At 72.3% G+C, this 22849-nt stretch carries 18 protein-coding genes and 1 pseudogene; 17 read left to right on the top strand and 2 right to left on the bottom strand.

What is annotated here, in order from left to right; genetic code table 11:
• Nucleotides 1–8 precede the first annotated feature (8 nt).
• The 3 genes from ACWEQG_RS25100 (at nucleotide 9) to ACWEQG_RS25090 (ending at nucleotide 3711) form a co-directional block, all read left to right on the top strand.
• Nucleotides 9–710, top strand: coding sequence for a nucleotidyl transferase AbiEii/AbiGii toxin family protein (locus ACWEQG_RS25100; RefSeq protein WP_452288238.1), 702 nt, complete (start codon nucleotides 9–11; stop codon nucleotides 708–710).
• Nucleotides 711–801: 91 nt separating this feature from the next.
• The gene (locus ACWEQG_RS25095; protein ID WP_452288236.1) at nucleotides 802–2589 is read left to right on the top strand and encodes an ABC transporter ATP-binding protein; all 1788 of its coding nucleotides are present in this window, start codon (nucleotides 802–804) and stop codon (nucleotides 2587–2589) included.
• Nucleotides 2590–2892: 303 nt separating this feature from the next.
• On the top strand, nucleotides 2893–3711 hold the full coding sequence (locus ACWEQG_RS25090) for an alpha/beta fold hydrolase (protein ID WP_452288234.1): 819 nt from the start codon (nucleotides 2893–2895) through the stop codon (nucleotides 3709–3711).
• Nucleotides 3712–3846: 135 nt separating this feature from the next.
• On the opposite strand, the gene ACWEQG_RS25085 is transcribed toward ACWEQG_RS25090, so the two are convergent.
• Nucleotides 3847–4317: an ATP-binding protein DrrA1-3 family domain-containing protein gene (locus ACWEQG_RS25085; protein WP_452288232.1), complete on the bottom strand. Its 471-nt coding sequence runs from the start codon at nucleotides 4315–4317 to the stop codon at nucleotides 3847–3849.
• Between the two features lie 79 nt (nucleotides 4318–4396).
• Nucleotides 4397–4600, bottom strand: a pseudogene (locus tag ACWEQG_RS25080) (PadR family transcriptional regulator); the annotation flags it as partial.
• 72 nt (nucleotides 4601–4672) lie between these two features.
• Here ACWEQG_RS25080 and ACWEQG_RS25075 point away from each other — a divergent pair.
• From ACWEQG_RS25075 to ACWEQG_RS25010, 14 genes are all read left to right on the top strand, one after another.
• Nucleotides 4673–5359, top strand: a complete 687-nt coding sequence (locus tag ACWEQG_RS25075) for an SDR family oxidoreductase (protein ID WP_452288230.1) — start codon at nucleotides 4673–4675, stop codon at nucleotides 5357–5359.
• 73 nt (nucleotides 5360–5432) lie between these two features.
• Nucleotides 5433–6776 (top strand): formimidoylglutamate deiminase, encoded by a 1344-nt coding sequence (locus ACWEQG_RS25070; RefSeq protein WP_452288228.1) that lies wholly within the window; start codon nucleotides 5433–5435, stop codon nucleotides 6774–6776.
• Between the two features lie 53 nt (nucleotides 6777–6829).
• The gene (hutI, locus tag ACWEQG_RS25065; RefSeq protein WP_452288226.1) at nucleotides 6830–7978 is read left to right on the top strand and encodes an imidazolonepropionase; all 1149 of its coding nucleotides are present in this window, start codon (nucleotides 6830–6832) and stop codon (nucleotides 7976–7978) included.
• A gap of 224 nt (nucleotides 7979–8202) precedes the next feature.
• Nucleotides 8203–9135: a sigma-70 family RNA polymerase sigma factor gene (locus tag ACWEQG_RS25060; RefSeq protein WP_363465711.1), complete on the top strand. Its 933-nt coding sequence runs from the start codon at nucleotides 8203–8205 to the stop codon at nucleotides 9133–9135.
• Nucleotides 9136–9408: 273 nt separating this feature from the next.
• Nucleotides 9409–10725, top strand: coding sequence for an ammonium transporter (locus ACWEQG_RS25055; protein WP_363465708.1), 1317 nt, complete (start codon nucleotides 9409–9411; stop codon nucleotides 10723–10725).
• Nucleotides 10722–11060, top strand: coding sequence for a P-II family nitrogen regulator (locus ACWEQG_RS25050; protein ID WP_030510869.1), 339 nt, complete (start codon nucleotides 10722–10724; stop codon nucleotides 11058–11060). The genes ACWEQG_RS25055 and ACWEQG_RS25050 overlap by 4 nt, the downstream gene beginning before the upstream one ends.
• Nucleotides 11061–11064: 4 nt before the next feature.
• On the top strand, nucleotides 11065–13401 hold the full coding sequence (locus tag ACWEQG_RS25045; protein WP_363465706.1) for a [protein-PII] uridylyltransferase: 2337 nt from the start codon (nucleotides 11065–11067) through the stop codon (nucleotides 13399–13401).
• A 230-nt stretch (nucleotides 13402–13631) separates the two neighbouring features.
• Entirely contained in the window at nucleotides 13632–16985 is a 3354-nt protein-coding gene (locus tag ACWEQG_RS25040; RefSeq protein WP_452288224.1) for a nitrate- and nitrite sensing domain-containing protein, read from the top strand.
• Nucleotides 16982–17401 (top strand): roadblock/LC7 domain-containing protein, encoded by a 420-nt coding sequence (locus tag ACWEQG_RS25035; RefSeq protein ID WP_370022518.1) that lies wholly within the window; start codon nucleotides 16982–16984, stop codon nucleotides 17399–17401. Before ACWEQG_RS25040 ends, ACWEQG_RS25035 begins: the two co-directional genes overlap by 4 nt.
• 15 nt (nucleotides 17402–17416) lie before the next feature.
• Entirely contained in the window at nucleotides 17417–17776 is a 360-nt protein-coding gene (locus ACWEQG_RS25030; RefSeq protein WP_030510865.1) for a DUF742 domain-containing protein, read from the top strand.
• 28 nt (nucleotides 17777–17804) lie between these two features.
• Nucleotides 17805–18341, top strand: coding sequence for a GTP-binding protein (locus ACWEQG_RS25025; protein WP_310742229.1), 537 nt, complete (start codon nucleotides 17805–17807; stop codon nucleotides 18339–18341).
• A 370-nt stretch (nucleotides 18342–18711) separates the two neighbouring features.
• Nucleotides 18712–21957: a nitrate- and nitrite sensing domain-containing protein gene (locus tag ACWEQG_RS25020; protein ID WP_452288222.1), complete on the top strand. Its 3246-nt coding sequence runs from the start codon at nucleotides 18712–18714 to the stop codon at nucleotides 21955–21957.
• A complete protein-coding gene (locus ACWEQG_RS25015) occupies nucleotides 21957–22379 on the top strand; it encodes a roadblock/LC7 domain-containing protein (protein ID WP_076434898.1) in 423 nt (140 codons plus the stop codon). The genes ACWEQG_RS25020 and ACWEQG_RS25015 overlap by 1 nt, the downstream gene beginning before the upstream one ends.
• 119 nt (nucleotides 22380–22498) lie before the next feature.
• Nucleotides 22499–22849 (top strand): DUF742 domain-containing protein (locus tag ACWEQG_RS25010; protein WP_452288220.1); only part of this gene is annotated, 351 nt, incomplete at its 3' end.

The following is a 22849-nucleotide window of genomic DNA, read 5'->3' as shown; positions in this document are numbered from 1 at the left end:
CTGAGACGGTGACCGCGTCCCCGGCCTTCTCCGCGCCCCCGTTCCACCTGCGCCTCATCGAGGACGCGCGGCCCGTCCTCGACCGGTACGGCCTGCTGCTCGCCGGCGGCTACGCCCTGCTGGCGCACGGATGCACGTCTCGGCAGGTCGACGACCTCACCTTCGCCACCGGCGGAGAGGCGCCGCTGGCGGACATCGGCGGGGCGCTGGCCGAGGCGTTCCGGAGCACCGGCCTGTCGGCCGAGGTGTGCGAGGCGGGCGCCCGTATCGGCCGCGTCGTCGTCACCGACGAGATCACCGGCCAGTCGTGCGAGGTCGCCCTGCTCCGCGAGCCGCTGCGGGACCGGCCCGCCGACGCCGGGCCCTGCCGGGTGGTGGGCCTGGACGACGCGGTGGGCCTCAAGGTCCGCGCCCTGCAGGACCGCGGCCTGCCGCGCGACTTCGCCGACGTCGCCTCGGTGTCCGGCCTGTACCCCTTCCGCCTGCTCGAACAGCTCGGCGAGCAGTTCGACGACGAGTGGCGGGTCGAGGACCTGGTCGAGCGGCTGGAGACCGTCGACCTGCTCGCCGACGAGGCGTTCGGCGGCCTGGACGAGGAGGGCGTCGCCGCCGTGCGCCGCTTCGCGTACGCCTGGGCGGAGGACATCAAGCTGCGCCGCGTCGACGACGGCGACGCCGAGTTCGACCTCGACGTGCCGGACGTGGACTGATCCGGGACGCCTGAATCCCCGCGCGCACCGGCGTTTCCGGTGAATTAGTGTCTCCGGGAGATCGCACGCCGGGTTCGCGCGAGGGGGCTCCATGGGGACGGACGGCGACGGCCCCGGCGGTGGCCGGCCCGGACCGGGGACGAAGGCGTCCCTGGGGGAGCGCGCCTCTTGGCGGCTGCTGTTCGACCAGGTGCGCCCGCACCGGCGGGTGCTCCTGCTGGGCGGCGTGCTCAGCCTCGTCGGCAGTCTCACCGGGCTCGCCATGCCGGTCATGGCCAAGCAGGTGATCGACACGTTCGGCGAGGGCGGCGCGCTGGCCGGCCCGGTGCTCGGGCTGTCGGTCGCGGTCCTGGCCGGCGCGTTGATCTCGGCGGCCGGGCGGTTCCTGCTGGAGCGGATGGGCGAGACGATCGTGCTCGACTCCCGCCGTGGCCTGGTGGACCGCATCCTGCGGCTCACGGTCTCCGACGTGGACCGGCTCAAGCCCGGCGACCTGCTGTCGCGGGTCGGCTCGGACACCACGCTGCTGCGTGCCGTCTGCACGGACGCGCTGGCCTCGCTGGTCGGCTCGGTCTTCACGTTCCTGGGCGCCGCCGTGATGATGGCGATCATGGACGGCCTGCTGCTGGTCGTCACGCTCGCCGTCGTCGCGCTGGTCGGGCTCCTGGGCGTGGTCATCGCCCCGCGCATCCGCCGCGCCTCCCTGGAGGCGCAGGTGGCGCTCGGCGAGATGGGCTCGGTACTCGACCGCGCCCTCCAGGCGTTCCGTACGGTCAAGGCCGGCGGGGCCGAGGCGCGGGAGACCGCGGCGGTGAGCGCGGCGGCCGTCGAGGCGCGCGACCGGGGTGTGGCCGCCGCCGCGTGGACCTCGCTGGCCGGGATCGGCGCGTGGATGTCGATCCAGCTGGCGTTCCTGGCGGTGCTGGGGATCGGCGGCGCGCGGGTGGCGGCGGGGGAGATGGAGATCTCCGCCCTGATCGCGTTCCTCATGTACCTCTTCTACCTGGTCTCCCCGATCGGCCAGATCGTCCAGAGCCTCACGCAGATCCAGAACGGACTGGCCGCGGTGACCCGCATCCAGGAGATCGCCACGCTGCCCACCGAGCCCGCCGCCGCCCCCGTCACGCGGACGGGAGGCGAGCCCGTCGGGGTGACGTTCTCCGGAGTCGTCTTCCGTTACGGCGAGGACCGCCCGGTGGTCCACCGCGGTGTGACGTTCGAGGCGCCCGCCGGCGGCATGACCGCGCTGGTCGGCCCCTCCGGCGCGGGCAAGTCGACGGTGTTCGGCCTCGTCGAGCGGTTCTACGAGCCGCAGGAGGGATCGATCACCGTCGGCGGGCGGGACATCCGCGACTGGCCGCTCGGCGAGCTGCGGGCCATGCTCGGGTACGTCGAGCAGGACGCGCCGGTGCTGGCCGGCACGCTCCGGGAGAACCTCGTCTTCGGCGCGCCCGGCGCGACCCACGAGGAGATCGCCCACGCGCTCGCCCGTACGCGACTGGACGACCTGGTGGAGCGGCTGCCCGAGGGACTGGAGACGCAGGTCGGCCATCGCGGGGTGCTGCTGTCGGGCGGCGAGCGGCAGCGGGTGGCCATCGCCAGGGCGCTGCTGCGCCGCCCCGGGCTGCTGCTGCTCGACGAGGCGACCTCCCAGCTCGACGCGGTCAACGAGATGCGGCTGCGGGAGGTCGTGGCCGAGGTGGCGCGCGAGACGACCGTCCTGGTGATCGCCCACCGGTTGTCCACCGTGACCGGGGCCGACCGCATCGTGGTGATGGAGGCCGGCCGCGTGCGGGCCTGGGGCACCCACGACGAGCTGGTCGCGGCCGACGAGCTCTACCGCGAGCTGGCCGCCACACAGTTCCTCGTCCCGTCCTGACCGGCGGCCCGCGAACCTCCGCAGACGCACGCCGATGGCGAAGCCGTGAGCAGCCCTTACACCGGGCCACAGCTTCTTTCGACCGGAGACCGGGAAGATCGGTGGTGCGTAACCTCTCCTTCACCACCGCCCGGTTCCCGGAGCCAACGCGCGTGCGGGCGCGTCCGGGCGACACGGGTCGGAGGCGGGGCGTCCCGGCCGGTCCGGCCGGGGCGTCCCGCCGTGCTTTACCTCCCGCGTAATCGATCTTCTGACCTCGCCCGGCCAGACTCCGGTTGTCGATACGAGACAGCGGGAGTGGACATGTTCTTCGAGACCTTCGACGGCACGCGGCTGGCCTACGAGGACTACGGGCAGGGCGAGCCGATCCTTTTCCTGGCGAGCTGGGTGCTGCACAGCGACATGTGGGAGTACCAGCTTCCGTTCTTCGTCGAGCAGGGCTACCGGTGCGTGACGCTGGACCGGCGCGGGCACGGCCGCTCCGACCGCCCCTCCACGGGCTACGACCTGGACAGCCTGGCGGACGACGTGGCCGCCCTGATCGAGCACCTCGGCCTGCGCCGCGTGACGCTGGTGGGGCACTCGGCCGGGGGCGCCGAGATCGCCCGCTACCTCGCCAGGCACGGCGAGGAGCGCGTCGCCCGGGTCGCGTTCGTCTCCGCCGTGCTGCCGTTCCTCAAACGGACCGCGGACAACCCGGAGGGCGCCCCCGAGGAGGCGCTGCGGGCGACGCTCGCCCAGTTCGCGACCGACCGGCCGAAGTGGTTCGCCCGGCAGGCGCAGGCGTGGTTCGCCACGCACCTCGGCAACGACGTGTCGCCGGCGCTCGTCGACTGGACGCTCGCGCAGTGCCTGTCGGCCTCGCCGTGGGCGACGTCGCGGGTGTTCGAGGCGCTCTACCACGCCGACCACCGGGCCGGGCTGCGGGAGATCGGCGTGCCGGCGCTCGTCGTGCACGGCGCCGCCGACATCTCGGCGCGGGTCGAGCTGACCGGCCGCCGTACGGCCGCCCTCGTGCCCGGGGCGGTCTACAAGGAGTACCCCACCGCCGGGCACGGCCTGTTCGTGACGCACAAGGACGCCCTGAACGACGACCTGCTGGCCTTCCTCAAGAACGGTTAGCCGGCGAGGTGGCGCATGGAGAGGACGGGCTGGAGGAGGCCGAACAGCGGCCAGATCGGATTGCGGGCGGTGCTGCGCAGCTCGTAGGCCAGGAACAGGCCGGTGTGCTTCAGCATCGTCGGGCCTTTCGGGGAGTCAGGCCGCGTCGCGCAGCGAGCGGCCGGTCCTGTGCAGGAAGACGTCGTCGAGCGTGGCCCGGTCGAGCGCCACGGACTCCAGGGCCAGGCCCGGCCCGGTGAGCGCGGTCAGCAGGTGCGGCAGTGCCCGCTCGCCGTCGTCCAGGTAGGCGCGCAGCAGGCCGCCGTCGGCCCTGACCTCTCTGGTGTACGGCAGGCCGTCCAGCACCCGCGCCGCCTCGTCGGTGCCGGACACGCGCAGGGACACGACGTCGCCGGCGATCTCGCGCTTGAGCTCGGAGGGCGTCCCGGCCGCGACGACGAGCCCGTGGTCGACGATGACCAGGTGGTCGCACAGCGCGTCGGCCTCGTCCAGGTAGTGGGTGCTGAGCAGGACGCTCGTCCCGCCGTCGCGCAGCGTCCTGATCTGCTCCCAGAGGTTGGCCCGGTTCTGCGGGTCGAGGCCGGTCGTGGGCTCGTCGAGGAACAAACGTCAGCGCGACCTGGAACGGGTCGACGATCGGCATGATCTCCGACCAGCGCTCGCGCAGCCGCCGGTCGAACTCGGCCCTCCCCTCGGGAGTGATCGCGTAGACCGTCCGCCCCCGGCCGGAGGGCCGGTCGTCGCCGACCACTTCGAGCAGGCCCTCCTGGGCCATCTTCCCGAGGGCGTGGTAGATCGAGCCGAAGGCGACGTTGGCCCAGTGCTGCGTGCCCCACAGTTCGAGCGTCTTGCGTACCTCGTAACCGTGCAGCGGCCCGTCGAGCAGCACGCCCAGGATCAGCACCCGCGGCGGGGACGCCGGTGCCGGGGGAGATCGGCGGGACGTTCTAAGGTGAGGTCCATGCGACCCACGGCTTTGATCACCGGCGCCTCGCGGGGCGTGGGGGCGGCGATCGCCCGTGCCCTCGCCCCGACGCACGAACTTCTCCTGGGCGGGCGGGACGGCACCGCGCTCGACGCCATGTGCGCCGAGCTGCCGGCGGCCCGCCCCTGGGCGGTGGAGCTCACCGAGCTCACCCCGGCCGAGGTGGAGGGGATCGACCGGCTCGACCTGCTGGTCCACAGCGCGGGCATCGCCAGGCTCGGCCACCTCGCCGACGTCCCGGCCGAGGTCTGGCGGCGGACGATGGAGGTCAACGTCATCGCGGTCGCCGAGCTGACCCGCCTGCTGCTGCCCGCGCTGCGCGCGGCCCGGGGGCACGTCGTGCTGATCAACTCCGGCGCCGGGCAGCGGGCCAACCCCAACTGGGGGGCCTACGCCGCCAGCAAGTTCGCCCTCCGCGCGTACGCGGACGTGCTGCGCGAGGAGGAGAACGCCCACGGCGTGCGCGTCACCACCGTCTTTCCCGGCCGGGTGGACACGGACATGCAAAGGGACGTGCGTGCCCAGGAGAAGGGGCCGTACGAGCCGGGAAGGTATCTGGAGGCGGAATCGGTGGCGCGGGCCGTGCTGGCCGCGGTGACGGCCACGCCCGACGCCCACGTCACCGAGATCACGGTACGGCCGGCGGCGGGACCGACCCGCTGACAGCCGCGCGAGGCGCGGGGACGCACGTTCGACAGCAGTGGCAGCACGGCCACACCGCCCACCTGGAGGACCGGTGCACGTGACTTACTGGTGCGAGATGGCGTGGCTGTCGCCGGGCGAGATCGTCGAGAGCGTCGTCGTCGGCGTCGAGGGCCGGCGCATCGCGGAGATCAGGCCCGAGGCGCCGCCTCCCCCCGGAGCCGTACGGCTGGCCGGGCTGACCCTCCCCGGCCTGGCCAACTGTCATTCGCACGCCTTCCACCGCGCGCTGCGCGGCCACACCCAGGCAGGTCGCGGCAGCTTCTGGACCTGGCGGGAGCGGATGTACGCGGCCGCCGAGGCGCTCGACCCGGACCGCTACCTCGCCCTGGCCACCGCGACGTACGCCGAGATGGCGCTCGCCGGGATCACCACGGTGGCCGAGTTCCACTACCTCCACCACGGCCCCGGGGGCAGGCCGTACGCGGACCCGAACGCGATGGGCCACGCGCTGGTCGAGGCGGCCAGGCGAGCCGGGCTGCGCGTCACCCTGCTCGACACCTGTTATCTGACCGGGGGCATCGGCGAGGCGCTCACCGGCACCCAGCTGCGCTTCGGCGACGGGGACGCGGAACGCTGGGCGGCCAGGGCCGACGAGCTCGCCCGGGCCTACGAGGGCGAGGAGGACGTCGAGATCGGCGCGGCCATCCACTCCGTGCGGGCGGTGCCGCCCGAGCAGATGCACGTCGTCGTCGACTTCGCCCACCGGCACACCGGGCCGCTGCACGCACATGTGTCGGAGCAGCGGGCCGAGAACGAGGCGTGCGTAGAGATCTACTCGGCCACGCCCGTCCAGGTGCTGCACGACCACGGCGTGCTGGGGCCGCGCTCGACCGCGGTGCACGCCACCCATCTGTCCGACGTGGACGTGGCGCTGCTCGGCGGCTCCACCACCCACGTGTGCATGTGCCCCACCACCGAACGCGACCTCGCCGACGGCGTCGGCCCCGCTCGCCGGCTGCTGGACGCCGGGTCGCCGGTCACGCTCGGCACCGACAGCCAGGCGGTCATCGACCTGTTCGAGGAGGCGCGGGCGGTGGAGCTGGACGAGCGGCTGGTCACGGGCGAGCGCGGGCACTGGCCCGCCGCGCAGCTCCTGCACGCCGCGACCGCCGCCGGACAGGCGTCGCTGGGCTTCCCCGACGCGGGGTGCCTGGTGCCCGGCGCCTGGGCCGACCTCGTCTCCGTACGGCTCGACTCGGTCCGTACGGCCGGCGCGACGAAGGCCTCGGCGGTGGAGTCGGTGGTGTTCGCCGCCACCGCCCCCGACGTGCACTCGGTGGTCGCCGGCGGACGGCGGATCGTGGAGGACGGGCGGCACGTGCTCGGCGACGCCGGGGCGCTGCTGCGCGACGCGCTCGCCCCGCTGCAGCGGTGAGGTTTGCGCCGTTCGCGGGGTGGCGAGGATCAGGAGACGTGGGGCCGAGCGGCATGACATCAGTCGTTTTCACGGGCATCGGGCTGCTGTACACGGCAGACCCCGAGCGGGAGGAGATCGAGGACGCCGCGCTGGTCGCGGAGAACGGCGTAGTCCGCTGGATCGGCCGCTCCGCCGACGCCCCGCCCGCCGACGAGCGGGTCGACGTGGAGGGGCGGGCCGTCGTCCCGGGCTTCGTGGACAGCCACGCGCACCTGGTCTTCGCCGGCGACCGCACCGCGGAGTTCGCCGCGCGGATGGCCGGCCGGCCCTACTCGGCGGGTGGCATCCATTCGACCGTCGCCGCGACCAGGGAGGCCACCGTCCCCGAGCTCGTGGAGACGACCGCGCTGCTGGTCGCGGAGATGACCATGCAGGGCACGACGACGTTCGAGATCAAGAGCGGATACGGCCTCACGGTCGAGGACGAGCGCCGCAGCCTGGAGATCGCCCGCCAGTTCACCGAGGAGACGACGTTCCTCGGCGCGCACGTCGTCCCGCCGGGGACGACCGCCGACGACTACGTCCGGCTCGTGACCGGGCCCATGCTGGAGGCGTGCGCGCCGTACGCCAAGTGGGTGGACGTGTTCTGCGAGCGCGGCGCGTTCGGCGAGGAGCACAGCAGGGAGGTGCTCGCGGCGGGACGCAAGGCCGGGCTGCGGATCAGGGTGCACGCCAACCAGCTGGGCGAGGGCCCCGGGGTGCGGCTGGCCTGCGAGATGGGGGCGGCCTCCGCCGACCACTGCACCCATCTCACCGAGGCCGACGTGGACGCGCTCGCCGCCAGCGGGGTGGTCGCCACCCTGCTGCCGGGCGCGGAGTTCTCCACCAGGTCGCCGTACCCGGACGCGCGACGGCTGCTCGACGCGGGCGTCACCGTGGCGCTGGCGACCGACTGCAATCCGGGCTCCTCCTTCACCACCTCGATGCCGTTCTGCATAGCCCTGGCCGTACGCGAGATGGGCATGACGCCGCTGGAGGCCGTGCGGGCGGCGACCCGCGGCGGCGCGCGGGCGCTGCGGCGCACCGACGTGGGCGCCCTGTGCGCAGGCTCCCGCGCGGACCTCGTCATCCTGGAGGCCCCGTCGTACGTCCACCTGGCGTACCGGCCGGGGGTGCCGCTGGCGGCGCAGGTCTGGCGGATGGGACGCCGCCTCGTTTGAGCCCGCCGGACCTGGGTAATCGCCTTTTTTCCCGGTCCCGCATCCTCCTTGGGGAGGAGAACGAAACCATTCCCGGGTCGTATTCGTTTGGGGAATCTTTGCCTTGGACCGGCCGTTTACCGGGGCAGGAGCAGGAAACCGGGGGCCGTGCCGAGCGGGGCGGACACGCCCGGCTCGCCGGCTCACATATTGCATATCGCGGCGGCGGAACGAGGTGCCATCGGATGGCGACGGGGAATCGGACGCAGGAACAGCACGTCTCTGACCGGGATCTGCTGGGGACGTATCTGGCCGAGATCGGCCGCGTTCCATTGCTGACCGCGGAGCAGGAGGTCGAGCTGGCCAAGCGCATCGAGGCGGGGCTGTTCGCCGAGCAGTTGCTCGACAGCGGGCGGCGTGAGCCGAAGATCGCGGATGCGACCGACGAGGAGCTGGAGCGTCTCGCGATCTCGGGGCGGCGGGCGAAGGACGAGTTCATCCAGGCCAACCTGCGTCTGGTGGTGGCGGTCGCGCGGAAGTACTCCGGCAGGGGAATGCCGCTCATCGACCTGGTGCAGGAGGGGAACCTCGGACTGGTCCGCGCGGTGGAGAAGTTCGACTACCGCAGGGGGTACAAGTTCTCGACCTACGCCACCTGGTGGATCCGGCAGTCGGTGGGCCGCTCGATCCACGAGCAGGCGCGGCCGGTGCGCCTGCCCACCCACGCGGGGGAGCAGATGACGCGGCTCATGCGGGTGCGCAGGGACATGCTGGCGGAGTTCGACGCGGAGCCGACCGACGCCGACCTCGCCGAGGTGCTCGACCTGCCGATCGAGCGGGTGCAGGAGCTGCGCCGCTGGGCCTCCGACCCGGTCTCCCTCCAGCTCGGCGTGGGCGACGAGGACGAGACCGAGCTCGGTGACATGATCGCCGACGAGACCTGGGCGGATCCCGAGCAGCAGGCCATGGCCACGCTGGAGAAGGAGCGCCTGGAGCAGTGGCTGACCGGCCTGGAGGGCCAGATGCGCGAGATGCTGCGCTGGCGGTACGGCCTGGTGGACGGCCGGGAGCACACCCTCACCGAGGTGGGGGAGCGCTACGGCATCGGCCGCGACCGCGCCCGGCGCATCGAGCGCGACGCGCTGGTGCGGCTGCGCAAGATGGCCAGCGCCGCGTAATCCGCCGCCCCGGCGGGGGCCGGGGACCCCGGCCGTGACGACGCGCACCCCTTGGGGGTGCGCGTTTTGTCGTTCTGAGCACGTCCGAAACCCGCCCGAAACACCTCGGCGGCGAGTTTCACACATGTGAAACACGCATGGTCGTGGGCTGAAACGGCGGAAGAACACGCTGTCGCCAACGTCAGTGCGCCAGCCGGCCGATGGTGACCCCGCGCGAAGCCCACTGAGGGAGTGATAACCGGCCACACGCCAAATGTAAGGAGGGCCGCGTCGGTGAAGATCGATACCGGCACCACCGCCTGGATGATCACAGCCACCGCACTGGTGCTGCTGATGACCCCCGGGCTCGCGTTCTTCTACGGGGGCATGACCAGGGCGAAGAGCGTCCTGAACATGATGATGATGTCGTTCGTCAGCATCATCGTCGTCACCATGGCCTGGGTGCTGTACGGGCACTCGCTGGCCTTCGACGCCTTCGGCGACGGGGACAACTTCATCAACAAGCTCATCGGCGGCGGGGACGCCCTGGGCCTGCAGAGCCTCATCGACACGACCACCAAGGACGACGGCACCGGTATGCCGAGCCTGGTGTTCTCGGCCTTCCAGCTCACCTTCGCGATCATCACGGTGGCCCTCATCAGCGGCGCCATCGCCGACCGGGCGAAGTTCGGCGCGTGGGTCGTCTTCGGCCTCGCCTGGGCGACGCTCGTCTACTTCCCGGTCGCCCACTGGGTCTGGGGCGGCGGCTGGCTGGCGAACCTCGGCATCGAGGACTTCGCCGGCGGCACGGTCGTCCACGTCAACGCCGGTGCCGCGGGCCTCGCGCTCGCGTTCGTGCTGGGCAAGCGCACCGGGTGGCGCAAGGACCCGATGCGGCCGCACAACCTGACCCTGGTCCTGCTCGGCGTGGGCCTGCTGTGGTTCGGCTGGTTCGGCTTCAACGCCGGCTCCGAGCTCGCCGTCGACGGCACCGCCGGCCTCGCCTTCATGAACACCCAGGTCGCCACGGCCGCCGCGGCCGGCGCCTGGATCCTCGTGGAGAAGCTGCGTGACGGCCACTCCACCACCCTCGGCGTCGCCTCCGGCGCCGTCGCCGGCCTCGTCGCCATCACCCCCGCCTGTGGTTTCGTCGACCCGTGGGCGGCGCTCGTGCTCGGCCTCGTCGCCGGCGCGGTCTGCGCGTACGCGGTGGGCCTGAAGTATCGCCTCGGCTTCGACGACTCGCTCGACGTGGTCGGCGTGCACCTGGTCGGCGGGGCGATCGGCGCGGTCTCGCTCGGCATCATCGCCCGCTACCCCTTCGCGGACGGCCAGAACGAGGGCCTCATCTACGGAGGCCCGATCTCCCAGCTCGGCGTGCAGGCCCTCGGCCCTGTCGCGGTCGGCCTCTACTCCTTCATCATGGCGTACGTGATCGGGAAGATCATCGACAAGACGATGGGCTTCCGGATCGACCAAGAGGACGAGGTCACCGGCATCGACATCACCACCCACGCCGAGACCGGGTACGACCTCGGCACCGTCCACTCCTCGGGAGTGGCCTCCGTCAACGGGCCCGTGCCCGCGTCCGCGAAGAAGGTCGACGCATGAAACTCATCACCGCAGTCATCAAGCCGTTCAAATTGGACGACGTGAAGGCCGCTCTGGAGCAGTTCGGCATCAAGGGCATGACCGTCTCCGAGGCCAGCGGCTACGGCCGTCAGCGCGGCCACACCGAGGTCTACCGCGGCGCCGAGTACCAGGTCGACCTGGTGCCCAAGGTCCGGGTCGAGGTGCTCGCCGAGGAGGACGACGCCGAGGACGTCATCGACGTCATCGTCAAGGCGGCCCAGACCGGCAAGATCGGCGACGGCAAGGTCTGGTCGGTCCCCGTGGACACGGTCGTCCGGGTCCGCACCGGGGAGCGCGGGCCGGAGGCGCTGTAACCGGATGATGAGAGGGGAGGCACGCTCGTTCGCCGCGGTCCGCAAGGACCGGGCCGCGGACATCGACAGATGGCTCACCGATCTGTTCCGGACGGCGGCCATGCGGCCGTACGCGCGGGAGGGGGGATCGGGAGGGAAGGGCGGCCTCCCCGAGGAGCGCGGCCCCGCCGCTCCCCTCGGGGGCGGCCCCGCCGCCGGCGGGCCCAACGGGATCAGCGGGATCGCCCTGGTCGCGGTCGGCAGCCTGGGGCGGGGCGAGCTCGCCCCGGGCAGCGACCTCGACCTGGTCCTGCTCCACGACGGCCGCGACGACGTGGCGAGGATCGCCGACCGCATCTGGTACCCCATCTGGGACTCCGGGATCGGCCTCGACCACTCGGTCCGCACCGTGGACGAGGCGGTGAAGGTCGCCAGGGAGGACCTCAAGGCCGTGCTCGGCCTGATCCAGGCCCGCCACGTGGTGGGGGACCCCGAGCTGACCAGGGCCGCGCGGGAGGCCGTGCTCGCCGAGTGGCGCGCGGACTCCCGGCGCAGGCTGGCCGAGCTGCGCGCCTCGGCCGACAAGCGCGCCGAGTCGGGCGGTGAGCTGGCATTCCTGCTCGAACCCGACCTCAAGGACGCCAGAGGCGGGCTGCGCGACGTACAGGCGATGCAGGCCGTGGCCGCCGCCTGGGTCGCCTCGGCCCCCGGCCCCCGGGTGCGCGAGGCGTACGAACTGCTGCTGGACATCAGGCACGGGCTGCACCTCGTCACCGCGCGCGGCACCGACCGCCTGGTGCTCCAGGAGCAGGACGCGGTCGCCGGCACGCTGGGCCTGCTGGACGCCGAGGCGCTGATGCGCCGTCTGGCCGAGGCGGGCCGGACCGTCTCCCACGCGTTCGACGCCACCTGGCGCACGGTCGACCGGCTGCTCACCGGTCCCGCGCCCCGGGGGCGCAGGCCCCTCGCCGACGGCGTCGTGGAGCACGGCGGCGAGGTCGTGCTGGCCCGCGGCGCCAGCCCGCGCACCGACCCCACGCTGGTTCTCCGCGCGGCCGCGGCCGCCGCGGAGGCCGGGCTGCCGCTCGCGCCCGCGACGGTCTCCACGCTGGCCGCCCAGTCTCCGCCGCTGCCCGTGCCGTGGCCCGCGGAGGCCCGCGGCGCGCTGGTCGCCCTGCTCGGTGCGGGGCGCGCCGCCGTACCGGTCTGGGAGGAGCTCGACCAGGCGGGGGTGCTCGTCAAGCTCATCCCCGACTGGGAGCGCGTGCGTCACCGCCCCCAGCGCAACCCGGTCCACCGCTACACCGTCGACCGGCACCTCATCGAGACCGCCGCCGGCGCGGCCGCCTTCACCCGCGAGGTGTCGCGTCCCGACCTGCTGCTCATTTCGGCGCTCCTGCACGACATCGGCAAGGGCTGGCCGGGCGACCACTCCACCACGGGCGAGATCGTCGCCAGGGACATCGGCACCAGGATGGGCCTGCCCGCGGCGGACGTGGACGTCCTCGCGACCGTGGTGCGGCACCATCTGCTGCTGCCGGAGACCGCCACCCGGCGGGACCTGGACGACCCGGTGACGATCTCCCGGGTCGCGGAGGCCGTCGGGTCGAGGCAGGTGCTCGAACTGCTGTCCGCGCTGGCGGTGGCCGACGGCACCGCCACCGGGCCGGCCGCGTGGAACTCCTGGAAGGCGTCCCTGGTCTCCGACCTGGTCCGGCGGGTGCGGTCGGTGCTGTCCGGCACGCCGCCCGCGCCCGCGCCGGCCCTTTCCCCCGAGCAGGCCGCGCTCGCCCGGCACGGCGGCGGCGCGGTGCGCGTCAACGGGAGCGCGGTCACCGTGGTCGCGCCCGACCGTCCGGGCCTGCTGTGGCGGGCGGCCGGGGTGCTCGCGGCGCACCGTATGGCGGTCCGCTCCGCCTCCGCCGCGTCCGCCGGGTCGACGGCGGTCATCGAGTTCGTCGTGGCGCCCGAATACGGCACGCCGCCGGACCCCGCGACGCTGGAGGCCGACCTGCGCCTCGTCCTGGCCGGACGGCTCGACATCGAGCAGCGCCTGGCCCGGCGGGCGAGGTCGATGCGACCCTCCCGGGTGCCGGTCGCGCCGCCCCGCGTCACCCTCCTCGACGACGCGTCCAACACCGCGAGCGTGGTGGAGGTGCGGGCGCACGACCGGCCCGGCCTGCTGTGGCGGATCGGCCGCGCGTTCGGCGAGTGCGGGCTTGACGTACGCGCGGCGCGTGTGGAGACTCTGGGCGCAGAAGCGGTGGATGTCTTCTATGTGGCGGATCGAACGGGTCGTCCCATCCTCGATGAGCAGCAGCGTATGCAGGTGCGGGAGCACGTGCTTGCCGCCCTCAGGTGAGCCGAGTCACGATCCTCACCTCTTGGTAACAATTGGGGTGCTGCGGTAGGGGTAGGGCCGCTCGCCATCGTGACCTTGTGGTCGAATTGTCCCCGCTTATATAGCTGTGTCACTTCATGCTGTCCAGACGCGTGAAGGCATGCCGAACGATGGCGGGGCCGGTGAGCATGGAGCAGTCGAATACCGATAACCGCAGGCGGCGGAGTCGTATCTCGCCGCGCAACTGGCGAGTGCCCACACGCCTGACCGCGCTGATCGTCGCCCCGACGCTCGTCGCCGTGCTGCTCGCCGGCGTCCGCGTCGTCGGCTCGATCGACAGCCTGACGGCCTACCAGCGGACCAGGTCGGCGGCAGAGTACTCGGTGCACCTGCGGGACCTCGCCGAGCAGCTCGCCCTCGAACGTGACCTGTTCGTCTGGGGTGGCACCAGCAGGCGCAAGTTCAACATCGACGGGGAGACCGAGGTGACCCGCGCCCAGCAGCGCGCGGCGGTCGACCCGCTGATCCAGCAGGTCAGGGCAGACCTCAAGAACCTCAACGCGGACTACGGCACCCGTGCGGTGGAGCAGGCGCAGCAGCTTTCCAGCCGCATCGCGAGCCTCGCGGGGATCCGCGACAACGGCGCGCCCGAGGACTACAGCGCCCTGATCGCCAACATCCTGCGTCTGCAGGACGAGCTGGGCAACAACGACGACAATGCCTCGATCGTCGGCAACATCCGCGCTCTCAACGCTCTCGCCCACGCCAAGGAGGAGGCGGCCCTGCAGCGGGCCATCCTCACGCGTGAGCTGATGGAGCGCAACCAGACCTTCACCACGTTCGAGCTGCAGGACTTCCTGGCCTCGCAGTCACGTCAGCAGAGCTACCTGGCGACGTTCTACACGGAGGCCCCGCCGGCCGAGGCGAGCCGTCTGGTCACCCTCTTCGCCGACCAGAACGTGGTCAACAGCGAGCTGACCAAGTCGTGGGCGCTCACGCTCGGCCTGCAGAACCAGTCCCTCAGCCGTTACCGGGGCAGGGACAGGACGGCCCAGCAGTGGTTCCAGGACAGCACGAAGGCCATCGAGCAGATGGCGGCCGTCGAGGGACGCGTGTCGGGACTGGTGCAGGACCGCGCCCGCGACCTGCAGTCGGCCGAGCAGCGCAACGCCCTCATCGCCGGCGGCCTGATCCTCGCACTGCTCGTGCTCGTGCTCGCCACGACCGTGCTCATCGCGCGGTCGATGGTCTCGCCGCTGCGCCGCCTGCGCGCGGAGGCGCTCGACATCGCCGGGCGGAGACTGCCGGAGATCGTACGGCGGATGCGCGAGTCCGAGGACCCCGGGCGCGAGTCCCATGTGCAGCCGATCGCGGTCGACAGCAGCGACGAGATCGGCGAGGTTGCGCAGGCCTTCGACGAGGTCCACACGCAGGCCGTGCGCCTGGCCGCCGAGGAGTCCCGCCTGCGCGCCAACGTCAACGCGATGTTCGTGAACCTGTCGCGTCGTACGCAGACGCTGGTGGAGCGGCAGATCTCGCTGATCGACGGCCTGGAGCGGGGCGAGGAGGACGGCCGGCGCCTGGCCGACCTGTTCAAGCTGGACCACCTGGCCACCCGCATGCGCCGCAACAGTGAGAACCTCCTGGTCCTCGCCGGTCACGAGCCGCCGCGCAAGCGCAGCCAGCCCGCCCGGCTGGTCGACGTGGTCCGCGCGTCGCTGTCGGAGGTCGAGGACTACGAGCGGGTCGTCGTCCGGATCCCTCGTACGATCGCGATCGCCGGGCACGCCGCCAACGACGTCGTCCACCTGCTGGCCGAGCTGGTGGAGAACGCCATCGCCTTCTCGCCGCGCAACACCAAGGTCGTCGTCTCCAGCAGCCCCGTCGAGGGCGGCGCCGTGATGCTCGGCGTCACCGACGCCGGCATCGGCATGTCGCCGGAGGAGCTCGCGGAGATCAACCGCCGTCTCGCCGAGCCGCCCACGATCGACGTGTCGGTGTCCCGCCGGATGGGCCTGTTCGTGGTCGGCCGCCTCGCGTTGCGCCACGGGATCCGGGTGCAGCTGCGCCGGGGCGAAGGCGCGGGCGTCATCGCCATGGTGCTGTTCCCCACCCAGCTCATCAGCAACGCCGACCAGCCCGTCATGCCGCGTCCCTCCGTTCCGGCCGACCAGCCCGTCATGCCGCGTCCCTCCGTTCCGGCCGGGCAGACGGCGGCCGGGCTGCCGGCCCGGCAGGCGTTCGCCGCCGAGCCGGACCCGCTCGGCTCCGCGCCCGGGGGTGGATCGTTCGAACCCTGGAGCTCAGGCAACGGTGCGGCGGGTGGCGGCGTCGGATCCCGCAGGCCCCCGATGCCCAGCGGAACCGGGCCCGGCGGAACCGGGTTCGGTGAAGACGGGTTCAGCGGTGCCGGGACCGGCGGCAACGGCTCGGGCGGGTTCACCGCGTTCGGCGCGCCGACGGCCGAGGCGCCTGCCGGGCCCGCGGAGAGTGCGTTCGCGGGAGGGACCTTCACCGAGCACTCGGGGCCGCATCCGGCGCCGGGCGCGCCCGGGAGGGCGGCGGACGGCGATCCCCTGAGCCCCGCGTTCGGGGAGCGGTCCGACTCGTCGTGGCCTCCGGTGTCCGCCGGGCCCTCGGCGTCGCCGCTGAGCGGGGCCGCGAGCGGGAGCGGCGAGGACCGCGCGGAGCATTCGTGGCCGTCGCTGCCCACAGGACCGGCCGGCCTCCCGCGGCGGGGCGCGCCCACCGGACCCACGGCGTTCTCCCCGTCCGGCACGGGAGCCACGGCGGAGTCCCCGTCGAGCACGGGACCGACGGCGTTCTCCCCGTCCGGCACGGGAGTCACGGCGGAGTCCCCGTCGAGCACGGGACCGACGGCGTTCTCGCCGTCGAGCACCGGGCCTACGGCGTTCTCGCCGTCGAGTACCGGGCCTACGGCGTTCTCGCCGTCGAGCACCGGGCCCACGGCGTTCTCGCCGTCCGGCACCGGAACGGCCGGGGCGGCGGGCGCGCCGGGATCTCCCGGCGGCCCCGGGGCCTACGCGGCCGGGAACGAGGCGTCGTCGACCGGGCCGCTGCCCTCGGTGGAGGATTCGCCGCTGGAGCGGGGCGACGAGTTCCTGCCGATCTTCGCCTCGGTCGAGTCCGCGTGGTTCCGGCGTCCTTCGGACACCGGCCCGCAGGACGCGCCGGCGGCGCGGTCCGGCACCGAGGAGGACGAGGAGAAGGCCGGGGAGAGCACCGGGGAGATCGCCAGGGTGCCGGGTTCCGCCCCGGCGCCCGGTGCCGCCGACCCGCAGGACGCAAGCCCCGGCGGGTGGCGGTCGCGGGCCGACAGCGGCTTCCAGGCCGCGGCGAGCGCCCGGGATCCCCAGCTGGGCGGCGTGACCGCGGCGGGCTTGCCGAAGCGCACGCCGAAGGCCAATCTGGTGCCCGGTTCGGTGGGCGCGCAGGGCTCTGCCGCCGCCGCCCCGCGTCCCCCGGTCTCGGCCGAGGCGGTGCGCAACCGCCTGTCCAGCTTCCAGCAGGGTGTTAGGCGAGGCCGGGCCCAGGCGGCCGGAGGTTTCGCCGAAGGGTCGGGTAAAGAGGAGGAGGGCTCGTGACTGAGCTGAGCGTGGAAGCACGCAGGTTCGACTGGCTGATCACCGAGTTCGTCGGCACCACGCCCGGCGTGGCGCACGCGGTGGTGGTGTCGTCGGACGGCCTGCGGCTGGCCCAATCGGACGGCTTTCCGCCTGACCGCGCCGACCAGCTCGCGGCGGTCGCCGCCGGCCTGCTCAGCCTCACCGTCGGCGCCTCGCGGGTGTTCGAGGGGGGCTCGGTGACGCAGACCGTCGTCGAGATGCAGCGGGGACTGCTGCTCGTGATGGCGATCAGCGACGGCTCCTGCCTGGCCGTCCTCGCCGCGCCGGACTGCGACATGGGCCTGGTGGCCTACCAGATGACCCTGCTCGTCGAGCGGGCGGGGCAGGTGCTCACTCCGGCGCTGCGCGCCGAGCTGCAGACGTCACGGCGATGATCGTGGGAGCGGGCCATGCGTGATCGTGACGGAACAGAGGACGAGCCTCTGTTCCGTCCGTACGCCGTCACCGGTGGCCGATCCGAGCCGCGTTACCACATGGCGATGGAAACCCTCGTATCATCGGTGACCTTGAAGAGCAATGACTATTCCCTGCTCAGCCCTGAGCAGGAGTCGATCATGATGCTATGTCGTTCCGTACGATCGGTCGCGGAGATCTCGGCGCTGCTCCGGGTCCCGCTCGGCGTGGCACGTGTGCTCATCGCCGACATGGCCGACGAGGGTCTGGTCCGCCTGCACATGCCGCAGCTGAACCAGGGACAGCCAGACCTCAACCTGCTCGAAAGGGTGCTCAGTGGACTACGCAGGCTCTAGCCGTGGTCTTACCTCGACGAAGATCGTCGTGGCGGGTGGGTTCGGCGTCGGGAAGACGACCTTCGTCGGTGCCGTCTCCGAGATCCTGCCGCTGACGACCGAGGCCGTGATGACCGACGCCAGCGCGGGCATCGACGACCTGGGGCTCACGCCGAACAAGACGACCACGACGGTCGCCATGGACTTCGGCCGGCTCTCGCTCGACCAGGACCTCATCCTCTACCTGTTCGGCACGCCGGGTCAGCACCGCTTCTGGTTCATGTGGGACGACCTCGTCCGCGGCGCCATCGGGGCGGTCGTGCTCGTCGACAGCCGCAGGCTCGCCGACTGCTTCCCGGCGATCGATTACTTCGAGGAGGCGCAGCTGCCATTCCTGGTCGCGATGAACGGCTGGGAAGGGCAGTTCCTCCACTCGGAGGAGGAGGTCCGCGAGGCGCTGTCCCTGCCTCCGCACGTCCCGGTCGTCCGTACGGACGCCCGTTCGCGGGATGCCGTCAAATCCACGCTCATCAGCCTGGTCGAGTACGTGCTGACCGTCCGGGCCGCGTACGGCAGGCCCTACTGAGCCGCCCGTACGAATACATGTCCCCGACAGACCTCGCCCCGGAGAGGGGTCCGGCGAGGGCGGCACCCCGGAGGGTGCCGCCCTCGCGGCGTACGGTGCGACCATGCGGCGGGAGCCGCGGGCGGCGTTCGCCAGACACTTCCCTAGCCGGCAGGGCAGAATTCGGTATTGATGCCGACCCGATATTTAACCAAATAACATCATCTCCATGCCTGTCTAGGCTATTTGTGCACGGGTGTTCGGTTGGCCTCCCTGGTGTCGGTGTGCTGCAATTACCCTCGCCTGCAGGACGTCTCGCACGTCACGCCAGCCCCACCCGTGCTGAGACACTCCCCCCTGTGCGCACATACGGCGAGAGGTTGCAAAGCCTGTGACGACACAAGACCCCCGGACCGACGAGAGCCCCGGGACCGGGGTTCCGGCTGAGCAGGAGCCCGACGAGGGAAGCCGTTTCCTGCTGCGCAACTGGCGCGTGCGCTCCAGGCTTGTGGCCCTGATCCTCATTCCCACCCTGGCGGCGCTGCTGCTCGGCGGCCTTCGGGTCATCACCTCGGTGAACACGGCGTCCGAATACCAGCAGACCAGTGACCTGGCGCGGTTGGTGGACAAGGTCGCGGGCCTCACCCACGAACTGCAGTCGGAACGCGACCGGGCCGCCTGGAACGCGACGATCGGCCGCCCGGCGAAGGCGACCGCCGCCGTCAAGGCGCAGATCATCATCACGAACAAGGCGGCCACCGCGGTGCGCGACCTGGCGAACGAGGTCAGGTCGAAGGTGGGCAGCCGCGGCTCCACCGAGATCGAGCACATCCTCGGCAGGCTCGACGGCGTGGAGTCCCTGCGGAGTCAGGCCCTGGAAGGGAACCTGCTCCCCAGAGCGGTCCTGGACCAGTACACGCTCGTCATCGACACCCTGCTGGCTTTGCAGGACGACCTGGCCAAGAGCACGCAGGACGACAGGCTCGCCGCCTCGGCCGGCACGCTGGCCGCGCTCGCCCGCGCGAAGGAGAGCGCCTCCGCGCAGCGCGGCCTGCTGACCACGGTGCTCCCCGTCGACCGCTTCGAGCAGGCCCAGCTGCAGAACTTCCTCGGCGCCGTGTCCGCCCAGGAGAGCGAGCTGCGCGCCTTCCGCAAGAGCGCCACCCCCGAGGAGCGGACCGACTACGACAACACGGTCACCGGCGGCAAGGTCGACCAGGCGGAGTTCATCCGCACGCTGATTCTCGACCGCGCGAACGCGGGCTTCTCGCTCAAGGGCCTCGACCTGTCGGTCCGCGACGACACCCGCCTCTGGTACGACGCGATGTCGCAGCCCATCAACCGGATGCGCACCGTCGAGGCCAAGCTGACCTCCGCGATCGTGGCGCGGAGCCAGTCGCTCAAGGACGACGAGCAGCAGCGCGCCATCATCGTCGCCGTCGCCGTCGCCCTCCTGCTGATCGCCGTGCTGCTCGTCACCACGGGCGTCGCCCGCTCCCTCGTACGCCCGCTGCGGCGGCTGCGCAGCGAGGCGCTGGAGATCGCCGGCAGCCGCCTGCCCGACACGGTCCAGAAACTGCGGGAGGCCGGCGACGCCGCCGAGGTCCCGCCCATCGCCCCGATCCAGGTGGTCGGCCGCGACGAGATCGGCGAAGTCGCGCGGGCCTTCGACGAGGTCCACCGCGAGGCCATCCGGCTGGCGGGCGACGAGGCCCGGCTGCGCAGCAACGTCAACGCGATGTTCGTGAACCTGTCGCGGCGCACACAGACGCTGGTGGAACGCCAGCTGTCCCTGATCGACGGCCTGGAGCAGGGCGAGCAGGACGAGCAGCGGCTCGGGAACCTGTTCAAGCTCGACCACCTGGCGACCCGCATGCGCCGCAACAGTGAGAACCTCCTGGTCCTCGCCGGGCAGGAGGCCGCGCGCCGCTGGGGTCAGCCGGTGCCCATCGTCGACGTCGTGCGCGCCTCGCTGTCGGAGGTCGAGAACTACGAGCGCGTCGACATCCAGGTGCAGTCCGGAGCGTCGGTCGTCGGCCAGTCGGTCAACGACGTCGTCCACCTCGTGGCCGAGCTGGTGGAGAACGCCATCTCCTTCTCGCCGCGCGACACCAAGGTCACGGTGTCGAGCAACCGCATCGACGGCGGCGGCCTGATCATCTCCGTCAGCGACCAGGGCATCGGCATGACCCCCGCGGAACTGGCCCAGACCAACTACCGGCTCGCCAACCCGCCGGTCGTGGACGTGTCGGTGTCCCGCCGCATGGGCCTGTTCGTGGTCGGCCGCCTGGCGCTGCGCCACGGCATCCGGGTGCAGCTGCGCCAGCAGGACACCGGTGGCCTGACGGCCATGGTGCTGTTGCCCGAGGCGCTGCTGGCCCACGCCGGTCCGGCGTTCCCCGGCGTGCCGGGCATGCCGCAGCCCGAGCTGACCAGCCCGATGCCGGCCGTCGGGACCGGGCCGCAGTTCGGCGCCTCCGTGTTCGGCGGCGCGCCGGCCCTCGCCAGCCCGACGCCGTTCGAGAACCCGTCGCGCACTCCCGTGTTCGGCGCGGACGCGCCCGGCGTCGGCACCCCCGGCGCCGACCCCTTCGAGCGCGGACCTTTCGAGTCCTTCCCGCGGGAGACGGTCGGCTTCGATCCCGACCCGTTCGCCCGCAACCCCTTCGAACCGCCGCCGAACCGGAGCGCCGACAGTGACCCGTTCGCGCGCAACCCGTTCGAGGCGGGCGGCTCGGGGCGGCCGGGCGAGACCGATCCGTTCGCCCGCAACCCCTTCGACACCGGCGGCTTCGGTCAGGGCGGGCAGCCCGAGCCGTTCGGCCGCAGCCCCTTCGAGTCCGGACCGTTCGACCGGGCGGCCTTCGACAAGACGCCGTTCGAGAAGACGCCCTCCGAGCGAGACCCGTTCGAGACCACGAACTTCGACTCGGGACCGTTCGACGCCGGCCCCTTCGACACCAACCCCTTCAACCGGGGTCACGTCGGGGAGGCCCCGGTGGACACGCCATGGCCGGGCCATCTGCCCCCGCCGGGGGGCGCCTCCTGGCCTGGCACTCCGCAGGAGACCGGCTCCGACTGGGCCGGGCGGACCGGCCGCGGCGCCTTCGAGGGCGACGACAACACCGGCCCGCTGCCGGTGGTGCGGACTTCGCCGCTGGAGTCGGAGGAGGAGTTCCTCCCGATCTTCGCCGCGGTCGAGTCGGACTGGTTCAAGAAGGCCGACGTCCCGGCGGACAAGAACGACGCCGAGGATGAGCCCGGAACGGATACCAGGGCTTGGTCCTCCCCGGCGGACGCCGGCTGGCAGGCGGCCAAGGCGGCCAGCGAGCCGGCCCTGGGCGGGGTGACCTCGTCGGGCCTGCCCAAGCGGGTGCCCAAGGCGAACCTGGTCCCCGGCTCGGCCACTGCTCCCGCCACCTCCTCCGCGGAGCCCGCCGCGGCGGCGGCGGCCTCCCCGCCGTCGCCCCCGCCCGTGCTCTCGCCCGAGCGGGTGCGCAGCAGGCTCTCCAGCTTCCAGCAGGGCGTACGGCAGGGCCGGGCCGTCGCCCGCGGGGAGGCCGAGGAGAACCAGGGATATCCCGGGGCGGCGGCCCTGGGCACGCCCGATGCCCAGGACACTGAGAAGGAGGACTGATGAGGGAAATGAGCCAGGCCGCACGCGGCATCAACTGGTTGATCACGGACTTCGTGAACAACGTGCCGGGTGTGGCGCACACCGTGGTGGTGTCGGCGGACGGGTTGCCTCTGGCGTTCTCGGACGGGTTTCCGAAGGACCGGGCGGATCAGCTGGCGGCGGTGGCTGCGGGGTTGATCAGTCTGACGCAGGGTGCCTCGCGGGTGTTCGAGGGTGGCCCGGTGACGCAGACGGTGGTGGAGATGCAGCGGGGGTTGTTGCTGATCATGTCGATCAGTGACGGGTCCTGTCTGGCGGTGCTGGCGGCTGCGGATTCGGATCTGGGTCTGGTGGCCTATCAGATGACGTTGCTGGTGGAACGGGCGGGTCAGGTGCTGACTCCCGCGGTCCGCGCCGAACTCCAGGCGTCCCACCCGCGGTGATGCGACTCCGCGAAGTGAGGCACGTGGTGGAGGACAGATCGGGGAAGACGCCCTGAGAGCGGAGCGGCCGGGGCGGCCGCCGGGTTCCGGAGCGAGAGCGAGAAGGTCAGGAGGACGCTGTGGCAGGCGGCGGCTGGAACAACGAGGCCTATCCGCCGGTGGGCGACGCCCACCGGCAGTACGGCGGCACGAACTCCGTCCCGACGCCGGCACCGGCGCCGCCGGAGCAGAGCTCGCTGGTACGGCCGTACGCCGTGACCGGCGGACGTACGGCACCGCGGCTCCAGCTCGCCATGGAGGCACTCGTGTCCTCCGCCACGGTGATGCATCAGGACCTTTCCACGCTCACCCCGGAACGCCAGGCGATCAGCACGTTGTGCCGTCAGGTGCGGTCGGTGGCGGAGGTGTCGGCGTTGCTGCGGATTCCGCTGGGTGTGGTTCGTGTGGTGATCGCGGACATGGCGGCGGAG

Source organism: Microbispora sp. NPDC004025, from assembly GCF_053604425.1.
This window is presented reverse-complemented; position numbering and strand designations above follow the sequence as displayed.